The organism is Desulfosporomusa polytropa (genome assembly GCF_055380075.1).
In genome coordinates this window covers 5,538,145-5,561,057 of the sequence record NZ_AP042400.1, presented here as the reverse complement: position 1 = coordinate 5,561,057, position 22,913 = coordinate 5,538,145, and the positions used below count along the sequence as shown (strand labels likewise).

Annotated in this window: 25 protein-coding genes and 1 other annotated feature; of the genes, 11 read left to right on the top strand and 14 right to left on the bottom strand. The window is 39.9% G+C overall.

All coding sequences use genetic code 11. The features are described 5' to 3' along the window. Window positions 1–117 precede the first annotated feature (117 nt). The 3 genes from ACZ449_RS27945 to ACZ449_RS27935 all read left to right on the top strand — a co-directional run bounded on the left by ACZ449_RS27945 (window position 118) and on the right by ACZ449_RS27935 (window position 2,143). Complete coding sequence (locus ACZ449_RS27945; RefSeq protein ID WP_464259273.1) at window positions 118–717, top strand: L,D-transpeptidase family protein; 600 nt, start codon at window positions 118–120, stop codon at window positions 715–717. A gap of 43 nt (window positions 718–760) precedes the next feature. Beyond that, on the top strand, window positions 761–1,600 hold the full coding sequence (locus tag ACZ449_RS27940; protein ID WP_464259272.1) for a polysaccharide deacetylase family protein: 840 nt from the start codon (window positions 761–763) through the stop codon (window positions 1,598–1,600). Between the two features lie 135 nt (window positions 1,601–1,735). Then, window positions 1,736–2,143: an EVE domain-containing protein gene (locus tag ACZ449_RS27935; RefSeq protein ID WP_464259271.1), complete on the top strand. Its 408-nt coding sequence runs from the start codon at window positions 1,736–1,738 to the stop codon at window positions 2,141–2,143. Between the two features lie 273 nt (window positions 2,144–2,416). On the opposite strand, the gene ACZ449_RS27930 is transcribed toward ACZ449_RS27935, so the two are convergent. After that, the gene (locus ACZ449_RS27930) at window positions 2,417–3,292 is read right to left on the bottom strand and encodes a DMT family transporter (protein ID WP_464259270.1); all 876 of its coding nucleotides are present in this window, start codon (window positions 3,290–3,292) and stop codon (window positions 2,417–2,419) included. A 237-nt stretch (window positions 3,293–3,529) separates the two neighbouring features. Beyond that, on the bottom strand, window positions 3,530–4,273 hold the full coding sequence (locus tag ACZ449_RS27925; RefSeq protein ID WP_464259269.1) for a class I SAM-dependent methyltransferase: 744 nt from the start codon (window positions 4,271–4,273) through the stop codon (window positions 3,530–3,532). Window positions 4,274–4,623: 350 nt separating this feature from the next. Between ACZ449_RS27925 and ACZ449_RS27920 the strand changes: the two genes are divergently transcribed. Both ACZ449_RS27920 and mdtI read left to right on the top strand, forming a co-directional pair. Beyond that, the gene (locus ACZ449_RS27920) at window positions 4,624–4,965 is read left to right on the top strand and encodes a DMT family transporter (RefSeq protein WP_464259268.1); all 342 of its coding nucleotides are present in this window, start codon (window positions 4,624–4,626) and stop codon (window positions 4,963–4,965) included. Window positions 4,966–4,968: 3 nt separating this feature from the next. Next, window positions 4,969–5,283, top strand: coding sequence for a multidrug/spermidine efflux SMR transporter subunit MdtI (gene mdtI, locus ACZ449_RS27915; protein ID WP_464259267.1), 315 nt, complete (start codon window positions 4,969–4,971; stop codon window positions 5,281–5,283). Between the two features lie 118 nt (window positions 5,284–5,401). On the opposite strand, the gene ACZ449_RS27910 is transcribed toward mdtI, so the two are convergent. From ACZ449_RS27910 to ACZ449_RS27900, 3 genes are all read right to left on the bottom strand, one after another. Then, window positions 5,402–6,217 (bottom strand): C39 family peptidase, encoded by an 816-nt coding sequence (locus tag ACZ449_RS27910; protein WP_464259266.1) that lies wholly within the window; start codon window positions 6,215–6,217, stop codon window positions 5,402–5,404. 87 nt (window positions 6,218–6,304) lie between these two features. Beyond that, window positions 6,305–6,796, bottom strand: coding sequence for a GNAT family N-acetyltransferase (locus tag ACZ449_RS27905; RefSeq protein ID WP_464259265.1), 492 nt, complete (start codon window positions 6,794–6,796; stop codon window positions 6,305–6,307). A gap of 173 nt (window positions 6,797–6,969) precedes the next feature. Then, on the bottom strand, window positions 6,970–7,548 hold the full coding sequence (locus ACZ449_RS27900; RefSeq protein WP_464259264.1) for a flavodoxin family protein: 579 nt from the start codon (window positions 7,546–7,548) through the stop codon (window positions 6,970–6,972). A 473-nt stretch (window positions 7,549–8,021) separates the two neighbouring features. On the opposite strand from ACZ449_RS27900, the gene ACZ449_RS27895 reads away from it, so the two are divergent. Both ACZ449_RS27895 and ACZ449_RS27890 read left to right on the top strand, forming a co-directional pair. Further along, window positions 8,022–8,633 carry a carbonic anhydrase gene (locus ACZ449_RS27895; RefSeq protein WP_464259263.1) on the top strand — a complete coding sequence of 204 codons (612 nt, stop codon included), beginning with the start codon at window positions 8,022–8,024 and terminating at the stop codon, window positions 8,631–8,633. Between the two features lie 262 nt (window positions 8,634–8,895). Then, the gene (locus ACZ449_RS27890) at window positions 8,896–10,341 is read left to right on the top strand and encodes a hypothetical protein (RefSeq protein WP_464259262.1); all 1,446 of its coding nucleotides are present in this window, start codon (window positions 8,896–8,898) and stop codon (window positions 10,339–10,341) included. Window positions 10,342–10,481: 140 nt separating this feature from the next. Here ACZ449_RS27890 and ACZ449_RS27885 read toward each other — a convergent pair whose 3' ends face one another. Both ACZ449_RS27885 and ACZ449_RS27880 read right to left on the bottom strand, forming a co-directional pair. Next, on the bottom strand, window positions 10,482–11,450 hold the full coding sequence (locus ACZ449_RS27885; RefSeq protein WP_464259261.1) for a bile acid:sodium symporter family protein: 969 nt from the start codon (window positions 11,448–11,450) through the stop codon (window positions 10,482–10,484). A gap of 58 nt (window positions 11,451–11,508) precedes the next feature. After that, window positions 11,509–11,756, bottom strand: a binding site (T-box leader). A 674-nt stretch (window positions 11,757–12,430) separates the two neighbouring features. Next, window positions 12,431–12,958, bottom strand: a complete 528-nt coding sequence (locus ACZ449_RS27880) for a ferredoxin domain-containing protein (RefSeq protein WP_464259260.1) — start codon at window positions 12,956–12,958, stop codon at window positions 12,431–12,433. A gap of 298 nt (window positions 12,959–13,256) precedes the next feature. Between ACZ449_RS27880 and ACZ449_RS27875 the strand changes: the two genes are divergently transcribed. Then, window positions 13,257–13,619, top strand: a complete 363-nt coding sequence (locus ACZ449_RS27875) for a winged helix-turn-helix transcriptional regulator (protein ID WP_464259259.1) — start codon at window positions 13,257–13,259, stop codon at window positions 13,617–13,619. 56 nt (window positions 13,620–13,675) lie between these two features. On the opposite strand, the gene ACZ449_RS27870 is transcribed toward ACZ449_RS27875, so the two are convergent. Further along, entirely contained in the window at window positions 13,676–14,440 is a 765-nt protein-coding gene (locus ACZ449_RS27870; RefSeq protein WP_464259258.1) for a TSUP family transporter, read from the bottom strand. A 177-nt stretch (window positions 14,441–14,617) separates the two neighbouring features. On the opposite strand from ACZ449_RS27870, the gene ACZ449_RS27865 reads away from it, so the two are divergent. Further along, window positions 14,618–15,511, top strand: coding sequence for a LysR family transcriptional regulator (locus ACZ449_RS27865; RefSeq protein ID WP_464259257.1), 894 nt, complete (start codon window positions 14,618–14,620; stop codon window positions 15,509–15,511). A gap of 122 nt (window positions 15,512–15,633) precedes the next feature. Here ACZ449_RS27865 and ACZ449_RS27860 read toward each other — a convergent pair whose 3' ends face one another. From ACZ449_RS27860 to ACZ449_RS27850, 3 genes are all read right to left on the bottom strand, one after another. Then, the gene (locus ACZ449_RS27860; protein WP_464259256.1) at window positions 15,634–16,116 is read right to left on the bottom strand and encodes a spore coat protein; all 483 of its coding nucleotides are present in this window, start codon (window positions 16,114–16,116) and stop codon (window positions 15,634–15,636) included. 109 nt (window positions 16,117–16,225) lie between these two features. Continuing rightward, window positions 16,226–16,882, bottom strand: a complete 657-nt coding sequence (locus ACZ449_RS27855) for a carbonic anhydrase (protein WP_464259255.1) — start codon at window positions 16,880–16,882, stop codon at window positions 16,226–16,228. A 51-nt stretch (window positions 16,883–16,933) separates the two neighbouring features. Further along, entirely contained in the window at window positions 16,934–18,172 is a 1,239-nt protein-coding gene (locus ACZ449_RS27850) for a BaiN/RdsA family NAD(P)/FAD-dependent oxidoreductase (RefSeq protein WP_464259254.1), read from the bottom strand. 474 nt (window positions 18,173–18,646) lie between these two features. Here ACZ449_RS27850 and ACZ449_RS27845 point away from each other — a divergent pair, with 474 nt between their 5' ends. Both ACZ449_RS27845 and ACZ449_RS27840 read left to right on the top strand, forming a co-directional pair. Further along, window positions 18,647–18,769, top strand: a complete 123-nt coding sequence (locus ACZ449_RS27845) for a hypothetical protein (RefSeq protein WP_464259253.1) — start codon at window positions 18,647–18,649, stop codon at window positions 18,767–18,769. Between the two features lie 371 nt (window positions 18,770–19,140). After that, the gene (locus ACZ449_RS27840; protein WP_464259252.1) at window positions 19,141–19,449 is read left to right on the top strand and encodes a hypothetical protein; all 309 of its coding nucleotides are present in this window, start codon (window positions 19,141–19,143) and stop codon (window positions 19,447–19,449) included. Window positions 19,450–19,510: 61 nt separating this feature from the next. Here ACZ449_RS27840 and ACZ449_RS27835 read toward each other — a convergent pair whose 3' ends face one another. The 3 genes from ACZ449_RS27835 to ACZ449_RS27825 all read right to left on the bottom strand — a co-directional run bounded on the left by ACZ449_RS27835 (window position 19,511) and on the right by ACZ449_RS27825 (window position 22,898). Further along, window positions 19,511–21,652: a heavy metal translocating P-type ATPase gene (locus ACZ449_RS27835; protein WP_464259251.1), complete on the bottom strand. Its 2,142-nt coding sequence runs from the start codon at window positions 21,650–21,652 to the stop codon at window positions 19,511–19,513. A gap of 40 nt (window positions 21,653–21,692) precedes the next feature. Next, the gene (locus ACZ449_RS27830; RefSeq protein WP_464259250.1) at window positions 21,693–22,055 is read right to left on the bottom strand and encodes an ArsR/SmtB family transcription factor; all 363 of its coding nucleotides are present in this window, start codon (window positions 22,053–22,055) and stop codon (window positions 21,693–21,695) included. A gap of 186 nt (window positions 22,056–22,241) precedes the next feature. Then, on the bottom strand, window positions 22,242–22,898 hold the full coding sequence (locus ACZ449_RS27825) for a hypothetical protein (RefSeq protein WP_464259249.1): 657 nt from the start codon (window positions 22,896–22,898) through the stop codon (window positions 22,242–22,244). Window positions 22,899–22,913: the final 15 nt, after the last annotated feature.

Here is a 22,913-nt window from a genome sequence, read left to right as displayed (position 1 = left end):
AAAACAAAATAGTCTTGTCACTTTCTATACGGATTTGGCAGGAATTCTATATGTTTATGTGAAAGTTATAAATTGGAAAAGTTGAATAAACGACTGGCCAAGGAGATGACGTTTGCTATGGTAGTACTAGACGAAAGAGTTTGTCAAGTTATACTGGTTCAACCGGGGGATAATGACGAAAAGCAAGGACTGTTAACTTCTTGGGAAAAACAAAAAGGAGAATGGAAACAAATATCCTCGGCAATAAAAGTATCTCTGGGAAGAAACGGGATAATTTCATCTGCAGAAAAAAAAGAAGGGGATGGGTATACACCGGATGGCTCTTATGATATTAAACGCGCCTTTGGCTATGACACATTTATTACAAAACTGCCATATATTCATCTGACTCAAAATGATTATTGGGTTGATGATCCGACCTCTGTCAACTATAATCAATTGGTTCGGCACCGTCCGTCTGTGGAATCATGCGAGAAGATGAAGCGAGATGATAATTTATATAAAATAGGCTTTGTTATTGAATATAATACTGAATCAACAGTTGCAGACAAGGGAAGTGCTATATTCGCACATATTTGGCGGAGTTATACTAGTCCTACATTAGGATGTGTTGCAATGAGCGAGAACGATCTAGCTGAATTGCTGAAATGGCTAGATCCTTTAAAAAATCCTGTGATAATAATAAATCAAAATGGTAATCCCAAATTAACTCTATAATTATAAGCTATAGCTTAAAAACACATAAGGAGATGCTTTTTTTTTGCACTTATTTACGAAGAAACTAAACCGAGTAGCAACGTTAATTTTACTCTTTATCTCGGGACTAAGTTATATCGCTTTAACTTATTTTCAAGGTATACCAGTCCTAAATTACCATCAAATCAATAATGAATCTCATAACGCATTAACGCTTAGCGATACCGAATTTGAAGCACAAATAAAGTATTTAGCTCAAGAAGGGTATACCGCTATTTCGCCAAACCAACTAGCTGACTACCTGCAATACGGAAAAGAGCTTCCAAATAAACCAATTTTGATTACTTTTGATGATGGCTATGAGGATAATTATCAAATAGCTTATCCAATTTTGCAAAGATATCATTATAAAGCGACGATATTTTTAATTACTGATTTTGTAGGGAATAATAGCAGGTATTTAACTTGGAAGCAAATAAAGGAAATGAGTGATAACGGAATTAATTTTGAAAGTCACACGTTAAGCCATATTATATTGCCCAAGGCTTCAGACGAAGAACTTCATGCTCAATTGATTAAATCCAAGGAAGCATTAGAATGGAGACTTGGAAAAAAAGTTGAATTCTTAGCCTATCCAGGAGGAAAATACGACCAACGAATTATTCAATCAGTAAAAGACGCGGGGTATCGAGCCGCTTTTACTGTGAATTTTGGACGGAATAAGATGAATTCTACAATGTACACCTTACATCGAATTCCCATCTTCGGGGGAGTGTCTCATACATTTTTTCGTTTTTGGCTACGCTTAAAATTCACACAAGTATTTGATTCTTTGCAGGATTTTAAGAATTTTTTACTCAATAAAGGTAATACGGCTTTAGCTGGGTTGATCTATATCCCGTAGAAAACTAATTTCTAGTGTTTTCGCACAGTTGGCCGCCCCTGATGTCCCCCACGCTTAATTTATTGAACATTTGTCAAAGATATAATTAATGTAATATTAATCTGATTTCAGAATTAGTAGGAGAGTGATAAAATAATGGCTTACTGGCTTGCCAAAACCGAACCGGAAAGTTTTAGCTACGCTGATCTTCAACACTTGGGGCGTGATCGCTGGAACGGTGTAAAAAACTTTGCCGCACTAAAACATGTAAAAAATATGAAACCCGGTGACCTACTCTTTATTTATCACACTGGCAAGGAAAAGGCCATCGTCGCTGTAGCTGAAATAGTCACTCTTCCATACCCCGACCCTAATGAAACTGATAGCCGTTTCATTGTCGTAGATGTTGAACCTCGTTACCCCTTGATTAGACCTGTAACCTTAAAAGAAATTAAAGCAACTATCGCTTTCCAGAAATGGGAACTTGTACGCCAGTCCCGTCTTTCAGTTATGCCTGTAACACCGGAACACTGGCAATTGATACATTCAATTGCTCAGAAATAATCCCTGGGTGGTCTTTGCTATATATCCTATGGATTCTGGCGTAAAATATAACATTCGTAAATATATGTTCACTTCCACAGCCTTGAGACAAAATAACTCCTATCCGCTCGGTATGCGAATAGGAGTTATTTTTGTCGTTGGTATTTTCAATGTCTATGGCTGTTTACAAAACCGATATGCTTCCCATATTAAGTATATCAGCAAAAAAATACTCTTTTTCTGTCCATATTGCCTTGTCATTACATAGGGAATACTACATTCCATTTCAGCAAGCTATGCTTCTTCCTTAATAACCAACAAAACCCCGCTTAAGATCAGCAAAGTACCGATCCAAAATGCAAACCCAACTTGTTCACCTAAAAAAAACCAACCCAGCAAGGTTCCAACCAAAGGCTGAAAGAAAAAGTAAATCCCTCCACGAGTCGCTTCGACCATTTGTAGCCCTTTATTCCAAAAAAAGAATGCACCTGCCGTTGAAACGATTCCGAGATACAATATTCCTCCCCATGCAATTGGCTGCATAAGTAAATGAAGTTCATCCAACCTTATTTGCGTAATAGCAAAGGGTGTCATTATTACAGTCGCTATCAGAATCGCATATGTCGTAATTACGAGTTGTGAATAATCGCTTGGAACTTTTTTTATAAGCACAGACATTAATCCCCAAGTTAAAGCCGCTATTCCTAAGATAACGCCACCGATCTGCGATGATCCCCCAATGTCTGCAATCCCTACAATCAGTAGTACTCCAATAGTTGCTAAACACACAGACCATGCTTTTCTTGAAGTAATTTTTTCTCCTAACAAAATACGAGCAAATATAACCATGAACGCTGGAGTTGCCGAAGTAATTACTGCCCCCATTTGAGCAGAAGAAAACTGTGTCCCAGCAAACTGAGCCCAGATTGAAATAAAATATCCAATTACACCAATAGAAAGAACCAACGGTATATGCTGTCTCTGTATGTGCCATGATTGTCGAGTAGCAAACCCCATCAACCCGAGCGTAAACAGAGCTACCACGTATCTTAGCCAAACTAACTCTATTGGTGAAATAAACGTGAGCATAATTTTACTTACTACATACATGCCACCCCAAATACTTGCGGCTAACGTCAAATATATTGGACCAATATATCTTTTTATCATCAAAATCCCTCCGTCTCCTCATAAAGCGGCACTTACTTCAGACAGAAGGCTATACTTTTATGCAATCCCTTCCGTCTAGGAGTGGATTGCGCTGGGAACATCATTCTCAAATAAAGGTTTAAAATACATCTATATCTCTCCCTTTTTTAAATATGTTATATTATACCATAAGACCTTACCGATTAGTATTGCATTTTTTAAAAGACACTGAAATTCTTAGTTCAAAAAAATATTAGTTTAGTTTTTTCTTGCTCGCAAAAAAATAAACTGGGGGTTTCGGGTTAACTTTTCATATACTTTGGGATGCAATTCTTTGAATTTTTCTATCGGCATAGGTTCTATTAGCTTTTCAATTATAAATCCTGCATCTATTAAAGGTGAGATTATTTTACATAAAGGTCTTCTATAAAATTGGACTTTTACTTTCCCTGTATTAGTTTCCCATACATCTTCAATAATCTCTGTTAAAAAATAATTTTCTCTATTAAAATATGTAAAGTCCATAAACGGATGATGTACAGAAAAAACTAAAGAACCCAATGGCTTTAATACTCTATTGAACTCAGCCATTACATTATCCCATTCTTTAACATAATGAAGCGCTAACGATGATACTATAACATCTATTGATTTATCCGCTAAGAAATTTAGAGGCTCATTGAGATCAGCCCTTATAACATCAGCTTTTTCACCAATTCTTTTTTTTGTCATTTCTATCATACTGGGACTAAAATCTATCGCAATTACCTTCGCACCATTATCCAACAACCATTTACTATACCATCCTGCGGCACATCCAGCATCTAGCACCTTTTTCCCTGCAACACTGGGAAGCAATGACAATGTCGCTGGTCTTTCATAGTACGCATTAAATGGTTTTGTATCAACACATTCAAAATAATACTCTGCCATTTTCTCATAAGAATCAAACGATATCGAGTTCTCATTTATCAATGGTTTACTATTTAATAAATTTGCCAAAATTACTCCCCCCAACATGCACTGGATTCCAAATCAGTTACTATGCTCGTAACAGACACTAGCATTACCTCATTTTTATAGCTACCATTTAGCATTCGCTTGGTAGAAGTTTTACATACGCCTGATAGCAGATAGTTAATCTATTGATTTTTTCATAGGAAATCATCGGAAGTTACAGGAAGTCAGCGGAAGTCAGGGGAACTTAAGAGCCATATCAAGCTACTACATTTAAATCAATAATAGAACGAATAGGCAGCTTTGTGCTTATACTTATCCTCATGATACAATATTAATATAACTTTCATTGGTATATTTACCAAAATTTGCACTGTGTTAAAGAAGGTGACGATATGTTTTATTGGTTTATGTTGTTCATTTCTATTATCGCCGAAATTATAGGCACCATAAGTATTAAATTTGCTGGAGATGACGCTGGACCGGTTGACTATTTACTCTTATTCTCTTTAGTAGCCTCATCCTATTACTTTCTTTCCAAGGCAATTCAAGGTATACCACTAGGCTTAGCCTACGCCATATGGGAAGGCTTGGGATTAATAATGATGCTGATATCCGGTTACCTATTTTTTAATGAACAGATATATAAAGAGAAGTTCTTAGCTTGCAGCATAATTATAATTGGTATGGTGATGCTTAACAACGGACGGATAAATGCTTCTCAAAGGGGAGACTAATTTATGAGTTGGATGTTCTTGCTTATTGCGATATTATTGGATGTTGTCGCTAACATAGCTTTAAAATTTTCGGACGGGTTTCGTCGAAAACAACCTGGTATTTTTGCACTGTTGTGCATTATGGCAGCTTTTGCTTGTCTAGCGCAAGCACTTCAGATTATAGAATTAAGCGTAGCCTATGCCTTCTGGGGAGCAATTGGACTTTGCTTAACTGTGTTCTGCGATTACTTTTTATTTGGACAAAAGTTGACGATACTGGGGTGGTTTGGAATGATATTTATGGTCTTAGGAGTAGGTCTTTTGCATTATACTAATTGATTTGCTAAACTAAACAGCCTGAGTCCTATAACTATAGAACTCAGGCTGTTTAACTTTGGCTTTTTACACGTCATACCGCCTCAAAATAGTTAACTAGTCTTTCTTACAGATCCACTCATCAAGACAAAGGTGGTTTTGCTACTAACCATTGCTGCTGTTGTTGACCTTTAGGAAGCATATGAGCATCAAACCACATGTAATAGAATTTTTCTACCGGATTCACAACATAACCATCCTGAAAATGATCTGCTGTATCATACGAGTCTGCCAAAATCAAAACGTCATCAGCTACTGTATCGGTTCCCATAGTATCATAACCGATAATGCTTCTCCAGTGCCCACCCCAATCAATGTTTTCGACTAATATAGGTGTATTATTTTTCAAATTTGCTATTATAAAATTTCTAAATTCTTTTACGGTTGCAAAGGAAGTGCCATTTTGGTTAGCAGTCGTTAAGCTAGAAGTAACATCCCAGCCAATCTTTTTAAAAAATGCAACCATTCCTGTCGTATCTGTGCCCGTCCCTAATTTCGTTCCCATTATTTTAGCGATTTTAAGCTCATCCCAACTCGTATTGTCAAAATGAGTTAGGACAGTTAAGGCAGCCGCAGGACCGCAGGTTATCTCTGTGGTTTGCTGATATGTCTTATATTTTGACAGAATCGTTAAGGTACTGGTTGATTCTAGATTATAATAATCTCGAAAAGAATAGTAAGGAGATGTCTTCACATTTCCAATTCCGTTATATGATGAAGCCCCCTCTTTATTTGTTACATAACCAGCAGGATACAAAATGACATGACTTTCCGCCACAATATCAGGAGTCTCTGCCTTAGCTGCAAAGACCACATTAGCAGTACTGACGGTGCTCCCCAACAAGACACAAAGCAATAATAAATAAATCTTTTTCTTCCCGCAATAAAACACTTTCATACTTCAACGACCTCCTTCTTTAGCTACTAAATATTATTACTCATCTCTGCTGCAAGTACAAGAGCTTTAAATAACATCTACTGAATGCTATTTAAGTTGAATCTTATAAAATCTTGTATCCACTTTCATAATTGGAAATGTACTTGGTAATAGCTTGCTAGATATTTGAGTAAACTTGTTTTTTTCATAAAAACGATGTGCAGCTAAAAATTTCTCGGTAGTTCCAAGGTAAATTTCATCCATGTTATGCTCACTCGCCCATGATATTAATTTTAATAGCAACAGTTCCGCTGTATTATAGATTCTTCCTCTATAATCAGCTTTCACAAACATTTTTCTTAATGCTCCTTGATGATTGCCAATATCTATCAGTGCAATCGTTCCTACAACTTGCTTATTATAAGTAGCTATCCAGAAATTTCCGCATTCTGCTTGATAAAAGTTGGGAATGTCACCCAAATCCGGTTGCTCTTCTTTGCTTATAGGAATATTAAATTCATTTCGCTGAATATCAAGAATTAAATCAATAACTTCCTCTTGGTATTCTTTAGAAAACTCGCATATACTGATTTTTTCCAATTTATGTACGCCTCCTTGCACTTCTTTGTATGAAAAATTTCATTTTTAAAATCCTTTCATTTAGGTAATTGAAATATCAACTACTTAAATATTACAGCCAACTAGTTGAAATGTCAACTAGTTGGCTGTAATATTAGTCTCTGGACTAGCAATGAAAAATCAACTCATCTACTCTAGCAGTGAATTTTTTTTAATAACCAGCCTATATTTTCTCCAAGATTTTTCATATTGAGCATTCCTTCTTGATCTTGCTCCACTTCACCAATCGAATTACCATAAGCCATGTTCCAGTATGTTGAGCCGACAAGAAACATTTCCTTACTATGCAAAAAATGATTTAAAGTATCAAAAGCGCTAATCGCTCCACCACGGCGAGCAGCAATGACTGCAGCTCCAACCTTATATTTTAGTAGCCCTCTATTAGCAGCTAACACCATACTCGCCCGATCAATTAATGCCTTTATCTGGGAAGTTACTCCTGCGGAGTATACCGGTGAGCCAAGAATAATTCCATCTGCAGCAATCATTTTTTCTAAACAAACATTAAAAAAGTCATCTGTTATAATGCATCGCTTATCCTTTTGTTTTATACAAGCACCGCAAGCAGTACAGCCTCTTATCATATTTTGACCAGACAACGAAATCAACTCTGTATCAATTTCCAGCCGATTAAGTTCATTAAACACGGTTTGAATTAATTTGGCCGTATTACCTTCTTTACGAGGACTCCCATTAATGCCAACAACCTTCACAACTTATCATCTCCTGCTCTTTTTAACACTGACAGTTTATTGTCTACTAATCTTGGAAAGCATCTATCAACCTTCAACATTCTGTTAACAAAACAAAACTCCTGCCAAATTCATACAATATCGGCCACGAGTTTTATCTCTTTATAATTTTATGCAGTTCTACTTATTTTTTTAACTATATACATGACACTAGTTAAACTTTTCCACAATCGATTTTAGCTGTTCTTTATTTCCATTTTGCAATGCTTGAATATTCTCAATTATCATTTCCGGTTCCCAGTCCCACCATTTTGCTGCTTATATGAAGCATTCCATTAATGCAATTGGAAAAGGCGCTGGGGATATTGAATGCGCACTTCGGCATACTATTTAGACCTTTCAGAATAATCTAATTGATTCAGTGCATTACTTTAGCTAAGATATGTACATCTACATCAATCCCATAAATCCAATAGGCAAAGGAGATGACAAAAATGCAAGTACGCAAACTACTATCCAAGTGTCTGCTTCGTTCCCTTCTCTTCCCTTTAACCATGACTGCCCCAGCGATGGCTTCAATTTTTGCGGATGCTCCCCCGGTGGTTAGTGCCGATATGGCTCAACAAATACTAGAAGAAGGTAACAAACGTTTTGTCCAAGGAACCCTATCCACCTATGATGTGGGAACAAGCCGGAGAGCACAACTTTCCCTTGGACAATACCCTTATGCAGTGGTAGTAACCTGCTCTGATTCACGAGTGCCACCAGAGCTGATTTTTGATCAGGCCTTGGGGTACATTTTTGTCATCCGGGTGGCTGGCAATGTACTGGACGCCGTTGCACTAGGTAGCGTGGAATATGCTGTGGAACACCTTAACACAAAACTAGTGGTCGTAATGGGTCATGAAAAATGCGGCGCCGTAAAAGCAACGGTGGACGGTGGCCATGTTCCGCCAAATCTCGGTGCCATTGCAGCCAAAATTCAACCTGCCGTTGATATCGCTAAAGCAGCTAATTCAGCTGATATTTACGAAGCCGCCACTGATGCCAATATCGTCAACATGGTAAACATAGTATCATGTCATTTCTCAGATTGCCGGGGTTAAAGTAATTGGCGCTAAATATCATTTTGAATCTGGGGAAGTGCGATTTATCAAGTAAAGTTTATCTACATGAAATCGTCCATTTATTCTTCGTTTACCTGCCGATTATCGAATACCCAATAAATTGCACCATACCCTGCCTTGTTTTCAAGGTGGGGTTTATTTATGTGGAAACACCCCATGCATTATTATATAGATAAGTCCCCTTACTCTAAAAGCTGAATATACTATAGTGCTAGGTTATGAATCCGAGGGGGGAAGCATTATGGAGAACGCAGTTTTAGGGAGAGAAGAACTAAGTCGGACAATTTCTCGCAGACATCATATTGATGGTGGCTTCAAGAAAATTTCACGGGTAAATGGTTTTGATACCGAGAATTCTGATAACGCGAAACAAAACAACTACGTCTGGTCAATGGCAGAATTAGGGGACTATATCTATATAGGTACGGCACGAAATATTCCTTATTCCATTTTAAGTAACCAACTTTTAGGCAATGTTCCGATTCCGCCAATTCTTATTCCGAAAGCCGCGGACTATGCAGGCGAAATCTGGAGATATAAAAAGGGTACAAAAAAAAATTGGGAACGAGTGTATAAAGCTCCATCAAATCCGATGAACATCGGCTTTCGTTTCATGATCAACTACAAAAACGCCCTATATGCGGGAGCTTTAACACCGTTAAGCTCAGATATACTTATTCTAAAAACTACAACCGGGAAGGACTGGAAGGCACTAGAGCCAGTTCAAGGTTATTCTACTGGCACTATAGTCGAGCATAATGGAAAGCTGTATATGGGGACAGTACCATTATCGGGGGGTTCAGCTTCCCAACTTTTTGTTAGCAGTGATCCTGAAATTGATGGTTGGACAAAAGTTGATTTTGGTGATCCTGATAAAAACCCAAGAGGGAATATTGATTTATTACTAAGTTTTAATGGTCACCTTTATGTAGCGACAGCTCGTCCGACAGGATTCGAAGTTTGGCGTACTGAGGGAGCTGAGCCAGAAAAAGATCACTGGATACTGGTAGTTGATCAAGGCGCTGGCGACGCTAGAAATGAACACCCCTGGGCATTAGGCGTATTTAAAGAACACATCTATATTGGCACAGCCATTGAAGTGGCAATAAAAAGCATAGATCCTGCTAATCCACTTGTTCCCCCGAAAGGGTTTGACGTAATTCGAGTAGGGACGGACGATATCTGGGAACTCATTGTAGGGGGAACACCTGTGGTTCCGACAACTCCCACAACTGGGGTTCGCGGGCAACCGTTAAGTAGATTTCCTTCAGGATTTGGCGATATAACAAATGGATATTGTTGGCAAATTCAAGCCTTTGGCGATGAATTATATTTGGGAACTTGGAGCTGGAATGACTTAATTCCGCCGTTTATCCCTTGTATTCCTGAGATCGTTCTTTCCCATTTGCCGAGTAGTTCAGGAACTACTTCCGGGATAGACCAATTACGGAACTTCTTTTCCCCCATAATAGTAGAAAAGGTTTACGATATTGGAAAAAGATATATTGGTTTCGATCTGTGGAAGACCAAGGACGGTATCCGTTGGGAGCCTGTATCACTTAATGGATTTGATAATCCCTATAACTACGGTGTAAGAAAACTCTTCGTTTCCGCTGAAGGCAAGCTCTATGTCGGTACAGCTAATCCATTTCAGGGATGCGAAGTATGGGTAAAATCTCACAAGTAGTAGACATATATAAACATAAAAGGAGCTGCCATCAAACAGCTCCTTTTATGTTTATGTTGAGCATCTAAACTTGAGCTTTAATTTAACGCTTGCATATTGAGTTCGCACATCTCTGATTTAGATTATTATTTCTCAACAACTTATTTTACAGCAACAGCTTCACTAGCAGACACCGTTTCTTCGTCAACAGGCCTACGCCCCCAATAACTGGCTAATAAACTGCCTGCAATGTATTCCCAAACAGTCATGACTGCAGCTGGTAAAGCAGCCAACGGATCTAAATGAGCTAATGCCAGTGCAACGGCAAGACCTGAATTTTCCATGCCTATTTCGAAAGTAATTGCTCTAGATTTTTTCTTTGACATGCCAACTGTCCTGCCAGCATAATAACCAAGAAGCAGTCCGGCGATATTATGAATCATTACGGCAACACATAGAATCATTGCCATTGTTGCCAACTTCGTTGCATTCAAAGCCACTACGGAAGCAATGATAGCGATAATAAAGATGACCGACACTGCTGGAACCACTTTAGTAAGTTTCTCCACTAAAGCGGGTGCCACCATATGCAGCATAACTCCAGCAGCTACAGGAACTAATACAATTTTGACAATGTCTATTAGCAGTGCAGCAATATCTATGGGAATCATGGCCCCAGCCAGAAATGCAAAAATATAAGTAGTAAGTACCGGTGCCAGGATTGTATTAACACTTGAAACCGTTATCGAAAGGGCTGTATCCCCCTTGGCAATATACGTCATAACATTAGAGCCCGTACCGCTAGGAGCTGCGCCCAAGAGAACCATCCCCGCAGCCAATGCTGGCGGTAACCCTAACATTTTGGCCACACCAAAGCCTACCAAAGGCATAATTAAATAGCGAAAAAAGACTCCATAAAAGACATCTTTAGGGCGAGTTAAAACAAGACGAAAATCTTCGAGCGACATGGTAAGCCCCATCCCCAGCATGATAATCCCAAGAAGATACGAAATATACTTGCCAACTGGTTTAAATGGTGCCGGATAGAAAAAGGCAATTGCTGAAAAAACCACCACCCACAGCGTCATATTCCGACAAATAAACTGAGCCAGCTTTTCCAAATACTTCATTCCCAATAACCTCCTGTAAAATAAATACAAAACCTCTTGCCCTTCAAGTCAATAGACTTAAAGGGGCAAGAGGCAATTCTCGCGGTACCACCCTTTTTACAGATAAAACTATCTGCATCTCATCAGGTCAAATAACCCTAGCAGAATAACGACTGCACTCCGTGGGGAGCAGAGACCGGCGCAGCTTACTTAGCAGTTCAGCCTTGCTGTTCAGGAGCGACGTTTGCTTTCCCATCGTACCGATTCCCACCACCCATCGGTTCTCTGAAACGACATAGAACTCAAGTTCTCCCTCATCACATTTATCTTATTAAATTATATCTTCAATTTACCTATAATATACTCTTATAGTTTTTTATTGTCAATACAAATTAGACTTTTCTCTCAAAAGTACATTTACAGAGCACAAATGCAAACTATATCCGGACTACTTTATTGCACCTTTACATTTCAGCAAGATATCGAAGTTATGTTCCCGGGGAACGTTCTTTATTGTCCTACTACAATAATAAACACTTAATCTCTCCCTTGTTAATTATCGTATTCGTTATATTGGATATATTTTCCTGAAATAACAGAGAAAAAACGCAACCCTCTACTGGCTGCGTTTAATAAAAACTTATTCAGATTTATTTGATAGAATTGTTGGAGTAACTTTCTTTTCAGCTTTTTTCTTCTTTTTTTCCTTGTTCTTTGGGCTTTTATCTCCCATCTCGAACATCTCCTTTTTATATCAACAAATCTAAACTAATTATACCATAATTTATCCTCTTACAATATTGCTTCTACAATCACATTATGGCATACTTCATTCAGAAGTCAGTTAAGACACTAAAATTGTATGTTTTTCTTAGAATAGCTTACTATTTCAAGATATTAATAGCCAATAAGACGCCGTGAAAAAATAAACGATACGTTCTCTCTCTTTTACTCTCTTTTTTCACTATATACAATGTGTTAGAGACTTATATATATTCCAATCACCGGTCAAAAAATGGGTTCTTACCGCTTATACTTAGCGGGATTCCATAAGCGACTTTGACTTCCTCACCGAAAAGGCCAATGCTGACTGCCGCTTTACCTACGCTGAACATTACCCTATTGTCGGCATGATACAAAGCAGCGGTGTTAACTGCCGATCCCAAGGCTATCCCCAGATCCCCTGTGCTGATAGCACACATCCCGGTACCTTGTGCACACTCAGCACAGTCAGCGTACCCACAATAGCCACATGGCTTCACTCCGAGGGGTTTCACTTTCTGACCTAACAACACAACCAAAGCTGCCTTATCAATGCCATTGGCATCGCGTTCGAAAAATTGCGAACCTGATTCTTGAGCAATGCGCCGCATCTCTGCTGATAGTTTTTCTTTGTCCTGCCCAGTAACGATCAACGTCACCAAATTATCAATTCCCCTTCCTTTGGGAGCTGTTCTCGCCGCCACACACATCATGTCGGCAATCCTCCCTACAGTACGTTCTTCCACTTCTTGGCTACTACTAATCATATCAATTCCTCCATTTAACTCTTATTATATATTAGCAATTATTGCCACTACATAACAATTCAATCCTTCAAAATTAGACCTTTCCAAAGAATGTCTTCTCTGTTATAATTTTAAATGATAGAATACATTTTGACAAGTACGCACTTAATCGTGCTATAGTATCTATTTGTATACCGAATTCGTCAATCATGCTATCCAAACTATATACAATTTGTTAGAGACTTTTGCATCATCACCTACCTGCGCCTGCAAACTTTTTTTACTGCCGAATATATAATACTAATTGGAGTGACCACAAATGATTACTTTCAAAAATATCCAATATCAGTGTTCTATGGAATTAACATTAGATCTTATTGGTGGCAAGTGGAAATCATTGATTCTCTGGCATTTAGGGGAAAGCACCCTGCGATTTAGCGAGTTAAAAAAGACATTACCAAAAATAACTCAAAAAATGCTCACCCAACAACTGCGAGAATTGGAAGCGAGCGGACTGGTGAACCGATTTATATATACACAAATTCCCCCTAAAGTAGAATATTCTCTTACACCAGCCGGCAAGAGTCTCTTACCTATATTAGACACCTTGTGTCAATGGGGGCTTACTTTTGCTAACGCCTCAAAATTAGTTGATGAACAATTATGTAAAGGCATTAAGTAAAATAAGAATGACCTATCAGCGAGAAAAGCTGATAGGTCATTCTTATAGTGCAGTTGTTAATGTAACATATCCCACAATTGTTTTCCGATTAGCAGCGTTGTCATCGATATAAACAATGGTTTTACATAAGCAGCGCCTTTGGCAATGGCAAATTTAGAACCAGCAATAGCACCAGCAATCATCGCTATCCCCATGGTAATACCATACACATAATTGACTGAACCGGCCAGAATAAATGTTACGACTGCACCGAGGTTGCTTGCCATATTAAGTGCCTTGGCATTCCCGGCCGCCACCACAAAGTCAAAACCCAGCATTAAAAATACAAAGATTAAAAATGATCCTGTTCCTGGTCCGAAGAAGCCGTCATAAAAGCCCAGGGCCAAAGCTGCACATCCGCCTAAGATACCGGCTCTTTTATTAATACCTTCATAGGTAGACTTATCACCCCAGTCTTTTTTTAACATTGTGTAAATTGCTACTAAAACCAACATAACTATAACTAATGGTTTTAAAAATTCAGGAGGAATCAGCCTTACCGTATATGCTCCCAGTATTGAACCAATTAAGGACAGAGGAAAAAGATATTTAACTAGACCAATATCCATCTTTCCTGAACGCAAAAATGATATACTACTCGTACTAGAACAGCATATCGAGGCTAGTTTGTTGGTTCCCAACACAACGCTAGGAGGCAATCCGGTCACAAGCAGTGCCGGCACGGAGATTAACCCACCACCGCCAACAACAGAGTCGATAAAAGCCGCGATAAAGCCTGCCCCCAATAAGAAACTAATCATTTCTATACTAATATGCTCCATACTAATTGACCTCCTGTTTTTCCATTCACAAGTACGTTTTGATGTTTTTCAAAAATAAGTTGCTAGTGCCACCCCTTGAGTTCATTATAGCCAATGTTTATACTTAAAGTAAAACGAATTAAATTCATTAATAACATGCAAAACATTACTATTTAAATAAATAGAAGGACAATCATAATGAACATTGATGATATTCAAGCATTTTTAGCAGTCGTTGCCAATCAAAGTTTAACAAAAGCTGCTGAAACTCTTCATCTATCCCAATCTACGATAAGCCATCGCCTCAAAAATCTTGAACAAGCACTTGATTTAGTTCTTGTCGAGCGGCAAAAAGGCTTAAAAACCATCTCCCTTACTCCTGCTGGTGAAGATTTCATACTAGTAGCTGAAAAATGGATTCATTTGTGGTTAGAAACCCACTCATTAAAATCACGTACTAGTTTATCACTGGCAATTGGTTCAGTTGACAGCGTAGGCACCTATTTACTGCCCAATATCTACCAACAGATCATCAACCAGCATCCTACCATGCGCTTACACATTTATACCAAAAATTCACCTGAACTTTATGATTTGCTGGAACAACGCACAATAGATATTGCGTTTGTCCTACAGGAAAGGCTCAGTAAAAACATTGAGTTATCGCCATTCTTTGCTGAGCCTATGGTTGTTCTCCGTTTAGCCTTGCCAGAGCATCAGTCTGTTCAAAGCATCCATCCGCAGCAGCTAATTCCAAGTGATGAACTATACCATGACTGGTTTCCAAGTTATCAGATCTGGCATAACAAATGGTGGGACCCGCTTATCCCGCCCCATATTCAGGTAAGTAATGGCCCAATGGTACTGCCCTTACTGCGGACACCGCAGCAGTGGGCAATTGTTCCCGTATCTATTGCACAATCTGCGGCCGCAACTTATAAATATACTATTCAAAAACTTATCGATCCGCCGCCTGACCGGATATGTTATAAAGTAACTCATAAATTTGCAAAGTCCAGTACTAAAGAAGCATTAGCCATTTTTGAATCTTTTGCTGCAGAGCTTCACAAACAATTTAAATACTTGCGTTAACTCCAAAACTGAAAATCCTACCGTAATGATTATACGCTCTTTTTCATGCAAATTAATCATAAAGCCAAAAGAAAAAGCATTGCACCATTTTTCGGTAGCAATGCTCTTTCTTTTGGCTTTTCCTAACTACTATACATACCGTTGCTGCTCATATAATTGTAAATCCCTTCACCATGTTGCTGCTCTTCCTTTTGAATATGATTTAAAGCTTGACGTACGCTGGCATCCGACGATTCAAAAATGGCCGTGTCATAAGCACCTGAAACAAATTTTTCCGTCATTAACATATCACTGCAAAGCATTGCGTCAGCTTGACTAGCAGCTGATGAAGAGGCTGCCGATGTCGCCGATGTTGCCTGAGTACTGCTTTGCTGTGACTGCTGACTCTGTTGGCCTTGACTCATACTGGGAACTTGGCCACTCAAAATGGATGTTAGGGTATTCAAATGCTGCTGTTCTTGCTGTGCATAGGATTGAAATAATTGTTTTAATTGAGGATCACTAGCCTGCTCGGCACTATTTTGATACTTTTGAATACAAATTTTTTCATGAGACTGTTGGTCTTGCAGTAACTGTTTTTCTTTTTGGCTCAGTTGTACTGTCATATGGCTACCTCCTTTATTTTCCTATAGCATTCCCGGTAGCCCATAATAACATTCAACTTAAATAAGATTTTTTTCTGTAAGAACCATAGTTACGACAAAGAACTGGGAACTATTGGAGGAATTCGACTTCACCAGAAGCAAGCTTATACTTGGCACCTATAATTTTCACTCCCTGGATGTGAGTGAGAATGGTATCGGCTTTTAGAGCAGTTACCATATTGATAATATTCACATCAGTAGCGGCTTCGTAGATATTTTCGACATGTGAATCCCGTGCCGCAGTCACTGCGGGTTGAATCATAGCTGCAATTGCCTGGATGTTAGGCGGTATTTCGCCGCCATCAATGGTAGCTTTTACAGCCCCACATTGCTCATGACCAAGGACAACTACCAGTTTAGCACCAAGATGCTCTACCGCGTATTCTACACTGCCTAGTTCAATGGCACCAAGCACATTGCCGGCTACACGCACGACAAAGATATCCCCAAGTCCTTGATCAAAAATGAGTTCTGGCGGTACACGCGAATCAGAGCAGCTAACAATTACTGCAAAGGGTGACTGGCCTTTTACTAATTCAGCACGTCTCATTTTGCCAATTGCCTGTTCGGAATATTCCTCCAAGCTAAAGCGGTTATTACCATCCACAAGCATCTTTTGGGCCATATCTGCGGTCACTACACTTGCTGCCGGTGAAGCGAAAACTGGGGCAGCAAACGTTAGAACCAGGAACAGAAGCAACAACGGGAACCAGGAAATTTTCTTCATTCAGATGTCATCTCCTTTTATACTTGACTATTTACCTCCAGATATCAGCAATTAGAGAGCCGCATTCTGTCCAGCAACAAAGCCGGAAGACCATGCCCATTGAAGGTTAAAACCTCCGCACTGCCCATCGATATCAATCATTTCGCCTGCAAAAAACAAGCCGTTTACTAGATTTGATTCCATAGTATTCAGGTTGATTTCGTTGGTAGCAACACCACCTGCTGTTACCTGAGCACTAGGCCAGCTTTTTGTTCCGGTGACCTTGAATCTCCAATCAGTTAATAGCATAACGATTTTTTCTTGTTCCTGGACAGACAGAGTAGCACTAGGCCGTTTTATATCTCCAATACCGGCTTCTTTCAATAAAACTGGGATGAGTCTTTTATTTATCAGACCGACCAGACTAAACTCAATCGTCTTACTGGATTTTTTTTCAAAACGTGTCGCCACAAGCTTGCTGAGGTTTTCTTTGGACATCATATCCATAATGGTCAGCTTTAATTGAACCTCCTTTTTCTCCTGCAGCAGTTGTGCTGCTCTACGACTTATTTGCAAAATAGGCGGACCTGAAACACCGTAATTTCCAAATAAAATATCGCCTTGATCTTTACCTACTGACTTACCTTTATGTAAAATCTCAGCAGTGCCGACAAATTTAACCCCATCAATTTGCTTAAAGAAAGCTCCTTCCAGTTTTAGTTGAACAAGACCTGGAAAAACCTCCAGAATAGTGTGACCAAGTTTCTGTGCTATGACAAAGCCATTCCCATCCGAACCGGTAGAGGGCATCGCTTTTCCCCCGGCAGCAAGAACGACGCTGTCTGCTTGAAATGTTACGCCATTTTCAACCTCAATTATAAACATATCCTGCTGGGGCCTTATTGCTTGGACATAGGCATCACAAACAATGGTAACACCTGTTTCATTTAGTTCATACCTCAGTACATCTAAAACACTAGAAGCCTGATCAGACATTGGAAATACTTTGCCAGCATCCTCGACTTTGTGGGCAATTCCTAATTCTTCAAAAAAGGCAATTGTTGCTGGAATACTAAATTTTGATAGTGCAGTGCGGGCAAAATCAGGATTATTCCCTTGATAACATGTACTATCTGCATGGATATTAGTAAAATTACACCGACCATTTCCAGTAGTCAATAATTTTTTCCCGACACGGGGATTTCGCTCCAGTATTGTCACATCAGCACCCTGCCTACGTGCTGAAATAGCCGCCAACATCCCGGCAGCACCGCCACCCACAATGATTACATGTTTATTTCCTTTAGTCATAGTTGATACCTCAATACTTCCAAGTAATTCTTGCATATACATTATCTGACGCTATTTTTACCTTATACTATTTCCCATATACCAAGCAAAATTCCTGCCAACTACTCAAGACAATTTAGCAAAAGCGGCAGTTAAACGCTAGTGGTGAAGCGTTGTCAATGCATCACCTGCCTGCGCCTGCAAACTTCTTTACTGCGGAATATATAGAATGGAAAAGGAGCCTTGTCGGCTCTTATTTGTTGTTTTTCTCAAAAAAATGTAAAAATATATATCCTGCAACTACAAACCCACCCAATAATCCCAACAAAATCCCCGTTGCGAAAGAATGTACTGACATTCTCTTCACCCCTTATGTTTTCGTCATTGATTATTTTAGGTTTATTTTAATACTATTTATAATTCAGAAATATAGTACACGAAAATAAATGCATTAGCAATCTCACTCTAACACAATACTAAACCAGGAGGTGTATAATGCGTAAAAAGGCTAAGAAGCTAAAAAAGAGCCGCACCCAACCTATTATCCCTAGAACCACTCCACAAGACGGTGCCTATTTAGACACCCTGAAACAATTACATGAGGAAAGGGCAGACTAACTGCCCTTTCCTCATGTCCATTTTCTCTGGACGATCTGACCGGTGCCAACCGGCGGAAATTAACCTAAACAAGGCCAACCTGATCGGAACAAAATTCAGTAATACTCAATGCCTGATGAAACAAAGAAAATAGTAAACCCCTTGCATAGTCTTATATTTCCATAAAATAGCCAAAATTCTGCAAATTTCATAGCACCATTTCATTCGACATTTCCCGGAAATAATTGCTTTTTTCACACTTCTAGCCATTATCGCCATACGCTTCTTCGGTCTTAATGAATTACGTTTCATTTACATATCACTTCTTGCATACAGATGAATAGTATATAACGAGAAGTTTCTCAAATATATTCTAGAAAGGAGCGACCTATATGCGATTCAAAGACTTTGTTAATATTGGAGCAGCGACAATACTAGTCGATGTTGGAGGCATCGCACCGTTATCTTTAACAGGAACCATCGTAAAAGAAATTACACTTGACCGCAAAGATCACCTGGTCTTTCCACCAAAAATAGCGGTTGAGGGAGAAATTGAAGAAGTAGATCAATTCCTTGTTATCGATGTTTCAACAGCAACTCTTCCTGAAGGTTTCCCCCTTTCTCTCGCCCAGCTGACCGCGGGAGATGTAGCAATTAATGTAGATTCCATCATATTAATACTGCCTGTAGTAGTTAGCTAATTAAAGCACCTAGCAACTGACTCTTAATCAGTTGCTAGGTGTTTCTATGTTACACCACAACTTACACCTTTTCAACTTTTACGTTCAGCAGGCGCAGGCTATTGAGCGTCACCAGAATGGTTGCCCCCATGTCAGCGAGAATCGCCAGCCACAATGTGAGCCATCCGGGAAAGACAGCGAGAATGGCAATAGTTTTGATTACTAAGGAGAAGGTGATATTTTGCCTGATAACAGCTAAGGACTTGCGACTCAAGCGAATGATGAACGGCAGTTTTGTCAAATCATCGGCCATTAGCACAATGTCTGCCGTTTCAAGAGCCGTATCGCTACCCGCTCCCCCCATGGCAATGCCCACAGTAGATAATGCCAAAGCCGGCGCATCATTGATCCCATCACCAAGCATCGCTACCTGGCCATATTTACCTAATAGTTCTTGAACTGCGGCAACTTTGTCTTGTGGCAAAAGCTCAGCGCAGTATTCACCAACTCCAATCTTTGCTGCCACCGCACTCGCATTCGCGTAATTGTCGCCAGTCAGCATAATGGTATACTCAATACCGGCTTGTCTCAGAGCCGCAATGGTAGCAGCACTCGTTTCCCTTATTTCATCGGCTACGGCAATAATACCCCAGAGGCTTTTCCTGGTGCCAACAAGCATGACTGTTTTGCCCTGTGCTTGCAGTTGTTCTACTTTTTGAATAACCGGATCCAGGGCTATGCCTAGCTCATTGAATAGCCGCATATTTCCCATAAAGACCACCTGCCCATCCATTGTGCCTTGGGCCCCTCTGCCAGGAATAGCCATGAAATTTTCAACAGGCGCTATCACCAAACTACGTTCTTGCGCAGCTTTGACGACTGCCACCGCTAACGGGTGTTCAGAGCGTGCTTCTAAATTGGCTGCCATTTCTAAAAACTTGTTTTCGTCTAGCGTTCCATTAGGCATTATATCAGTCACAACAGGCATACCTTTGGTAAGTGTACCTGTTTTATCAAAAGCTATCGCATTTATCGAACCGGCTGCTTCCAGGTAAATACCGCCTTTAATCAGGACACCCTTTTTAGCAGCGTTGCTAATAGCGCTGACAATTGCAACCGGGGTAGATACCACTAAAGCACAGGGACAAGCAACAACCAGCAGCGCCAACCCCCGATAAATCCACGGTACCCATTCATATGCAAAAAACAGCGGGGGAATAAAGATAATCCCAACAGCCAATAGCATGACAATTGGAGTATATACCGCTGCAAACTTTTCTACGAAAGCTTGGGTGGGAGCACGCTTACCCTGTGCTTCTTCTACCATGTGTATGATTTTAGCAATGGTTGTGTCTTGGGCCAGTTTGGTTACCTGCACTTCTAACGCCCCATGCGTATTGAGTGTCCCTGCAAATACTTCATCACCTGGTGCTTTCTCGATAGGCATGGACTCGCCGGTAATCGCAGCCTGGTTAATAGCACTTTCACCCCTGATAATTTTGCCATCAAGCGCGATTTTCTCTCCAGGGTAAATAATCATAATATCATCGACGAAAATGTCTGCAACAGGTATTTCCGCTTCACCATCAGCACGTTGTATTCGGGCAGTTTTGGGAGCTATGTCTATAAGCTGCCGTATAGAGCTGCGGGCCCTTTCCAACGTCCAGGCTTCCAGCATTTCTGATATGGCGTAAAGAAAAGCCACTGAAGCGCCTTCTTCATATTGACCAATAGCTAGTGCCCCAATCACCGCCACACTCATGAGAACACTCATATTAAAGTTCATTCGAGGCAAGGCGTGAGCGGCTTTCTTGAAATTACCCCACCCGCCAGATATAATAGCAACCATGTAAAGCGGAAGAAAGAACATTGTTAAACCACCGAAATTTTCCAATCCATAAGCACTAGCCAAACTACTACCTGATAAAATAACGCGGCACAACTCCCATTTTTGCCTTTTAGCCTGTTGCTCTTTAGCAGCTACCTGCTCTGTTAGTAAATTAATTGTATAGTTTTCTTCCTGCCCCAGTTTTCGGATACTCGCCAGATCGGCGCTGCCTTCAACCAGCAACCTGCCTGTCATCGTGTTTAAAGATGCGCTTACAACTCCTGGCAATTCATTGACTGCCTTCTCAAATTTTTGTGCACAGTCCATGCAGGTGATTCCGGTAACTTGAAAGATAAACTGCGAAGCAGTATCTGCTGTTAGGCTCACTTGTGTCATAGTTTTTCCTCCTTGTTAACTAATCTAAATTGTCCTTTCCTTAGCCATGCAGGATATGAGCAATACCTTGCTTAAGTAAACTAGCTATATGATCATCATTGAGCGAATACCAAGCACTTTTCCCATCCTTGCGATACTTAACCATGCGAGTGCTTCTGAGTAGGCGGAGTTGATGAGAAATAGCTGATTGCCCCATTTCAACAACAGCAGCTATATCACAGACGCACATTTCTCGTTTTGATAGTACTTGCAGTATTTTGACGCGGGTAGTATCTCCTAGAACTTTAAATAAATCCGCCACTTGCTGCGCTTGCTCAGAGTCAATCAACTCCGCCTTAGCCAAACAAATGGCTTGAGGATGCTCGCATAGTTCTTCGCATAAGTCACATTTGCATTCTTCCATGATTATACCTCCAATATATGAATACATGTTCATATATAATATATTATTTTATTTGCTCGTTGTCAATATCACGATACCAACTAATTGTGCTAACTATAAAGCGAGCCATAATTCGCCGAAAAACAACGAATTATGGCTCGCTTTTATCCGAACTTTATTATTTTGATTATCCACTTAGCGTACGGTTTAAGCCGTTTGCTCACTTTGCTTTGCTTCGTTAGCCCAGGCGTCAAGCCCTTTCATTGTAGCGTCCTGCGTTTGCTTGCAGATTTCAGGCAGCTCGCCGCCCCAAGCTTTTTCCGCCGCTTTGTAGCCTTCTTCCATAGCGCTTTTGATTAACTCAAGCTTGGATGGATCGCCGCCTGAAAGGGCTTTCGCAAATTCTATGGCCCGCTCTGAAGTTTGTTTAACACCCCAAAAACCATCTTCAGAAATCTCTTGCTGGGCATTAAGGCGAGTGGCGTCATCAACTTCCAGGTTTTGATAAAATTCTTTCAATCTACCATCATATTTTGCCATAATCTGATCATACCTTAGTCCTTGCGCCTCACCCTTTTTCACACTCTGCATGGAAAAAAGGTTTTCTACAGTTGACCGCAAAGTAGCCAGCTTAGCTTCCACTTGCTTGGTAATCTCACTTATTGTAGCCGTATCCTTGGTATAGGTAGCTTTAGTATTGGCTGCCGTTTGGCCTGACTTTTCATACACAGCAGCTTCACTTGCTGCTAGTGTTTGTGACGGGTCAGCAGCAGTAGTATCCACAGATGCCGTAGCCGCGCTGACACCATTTGTTCCTTTAGCTACCCCGCTTTGTACTGCGGTTGTAACTGGGTTTATAGCCATAAAATCGCCTCCCTT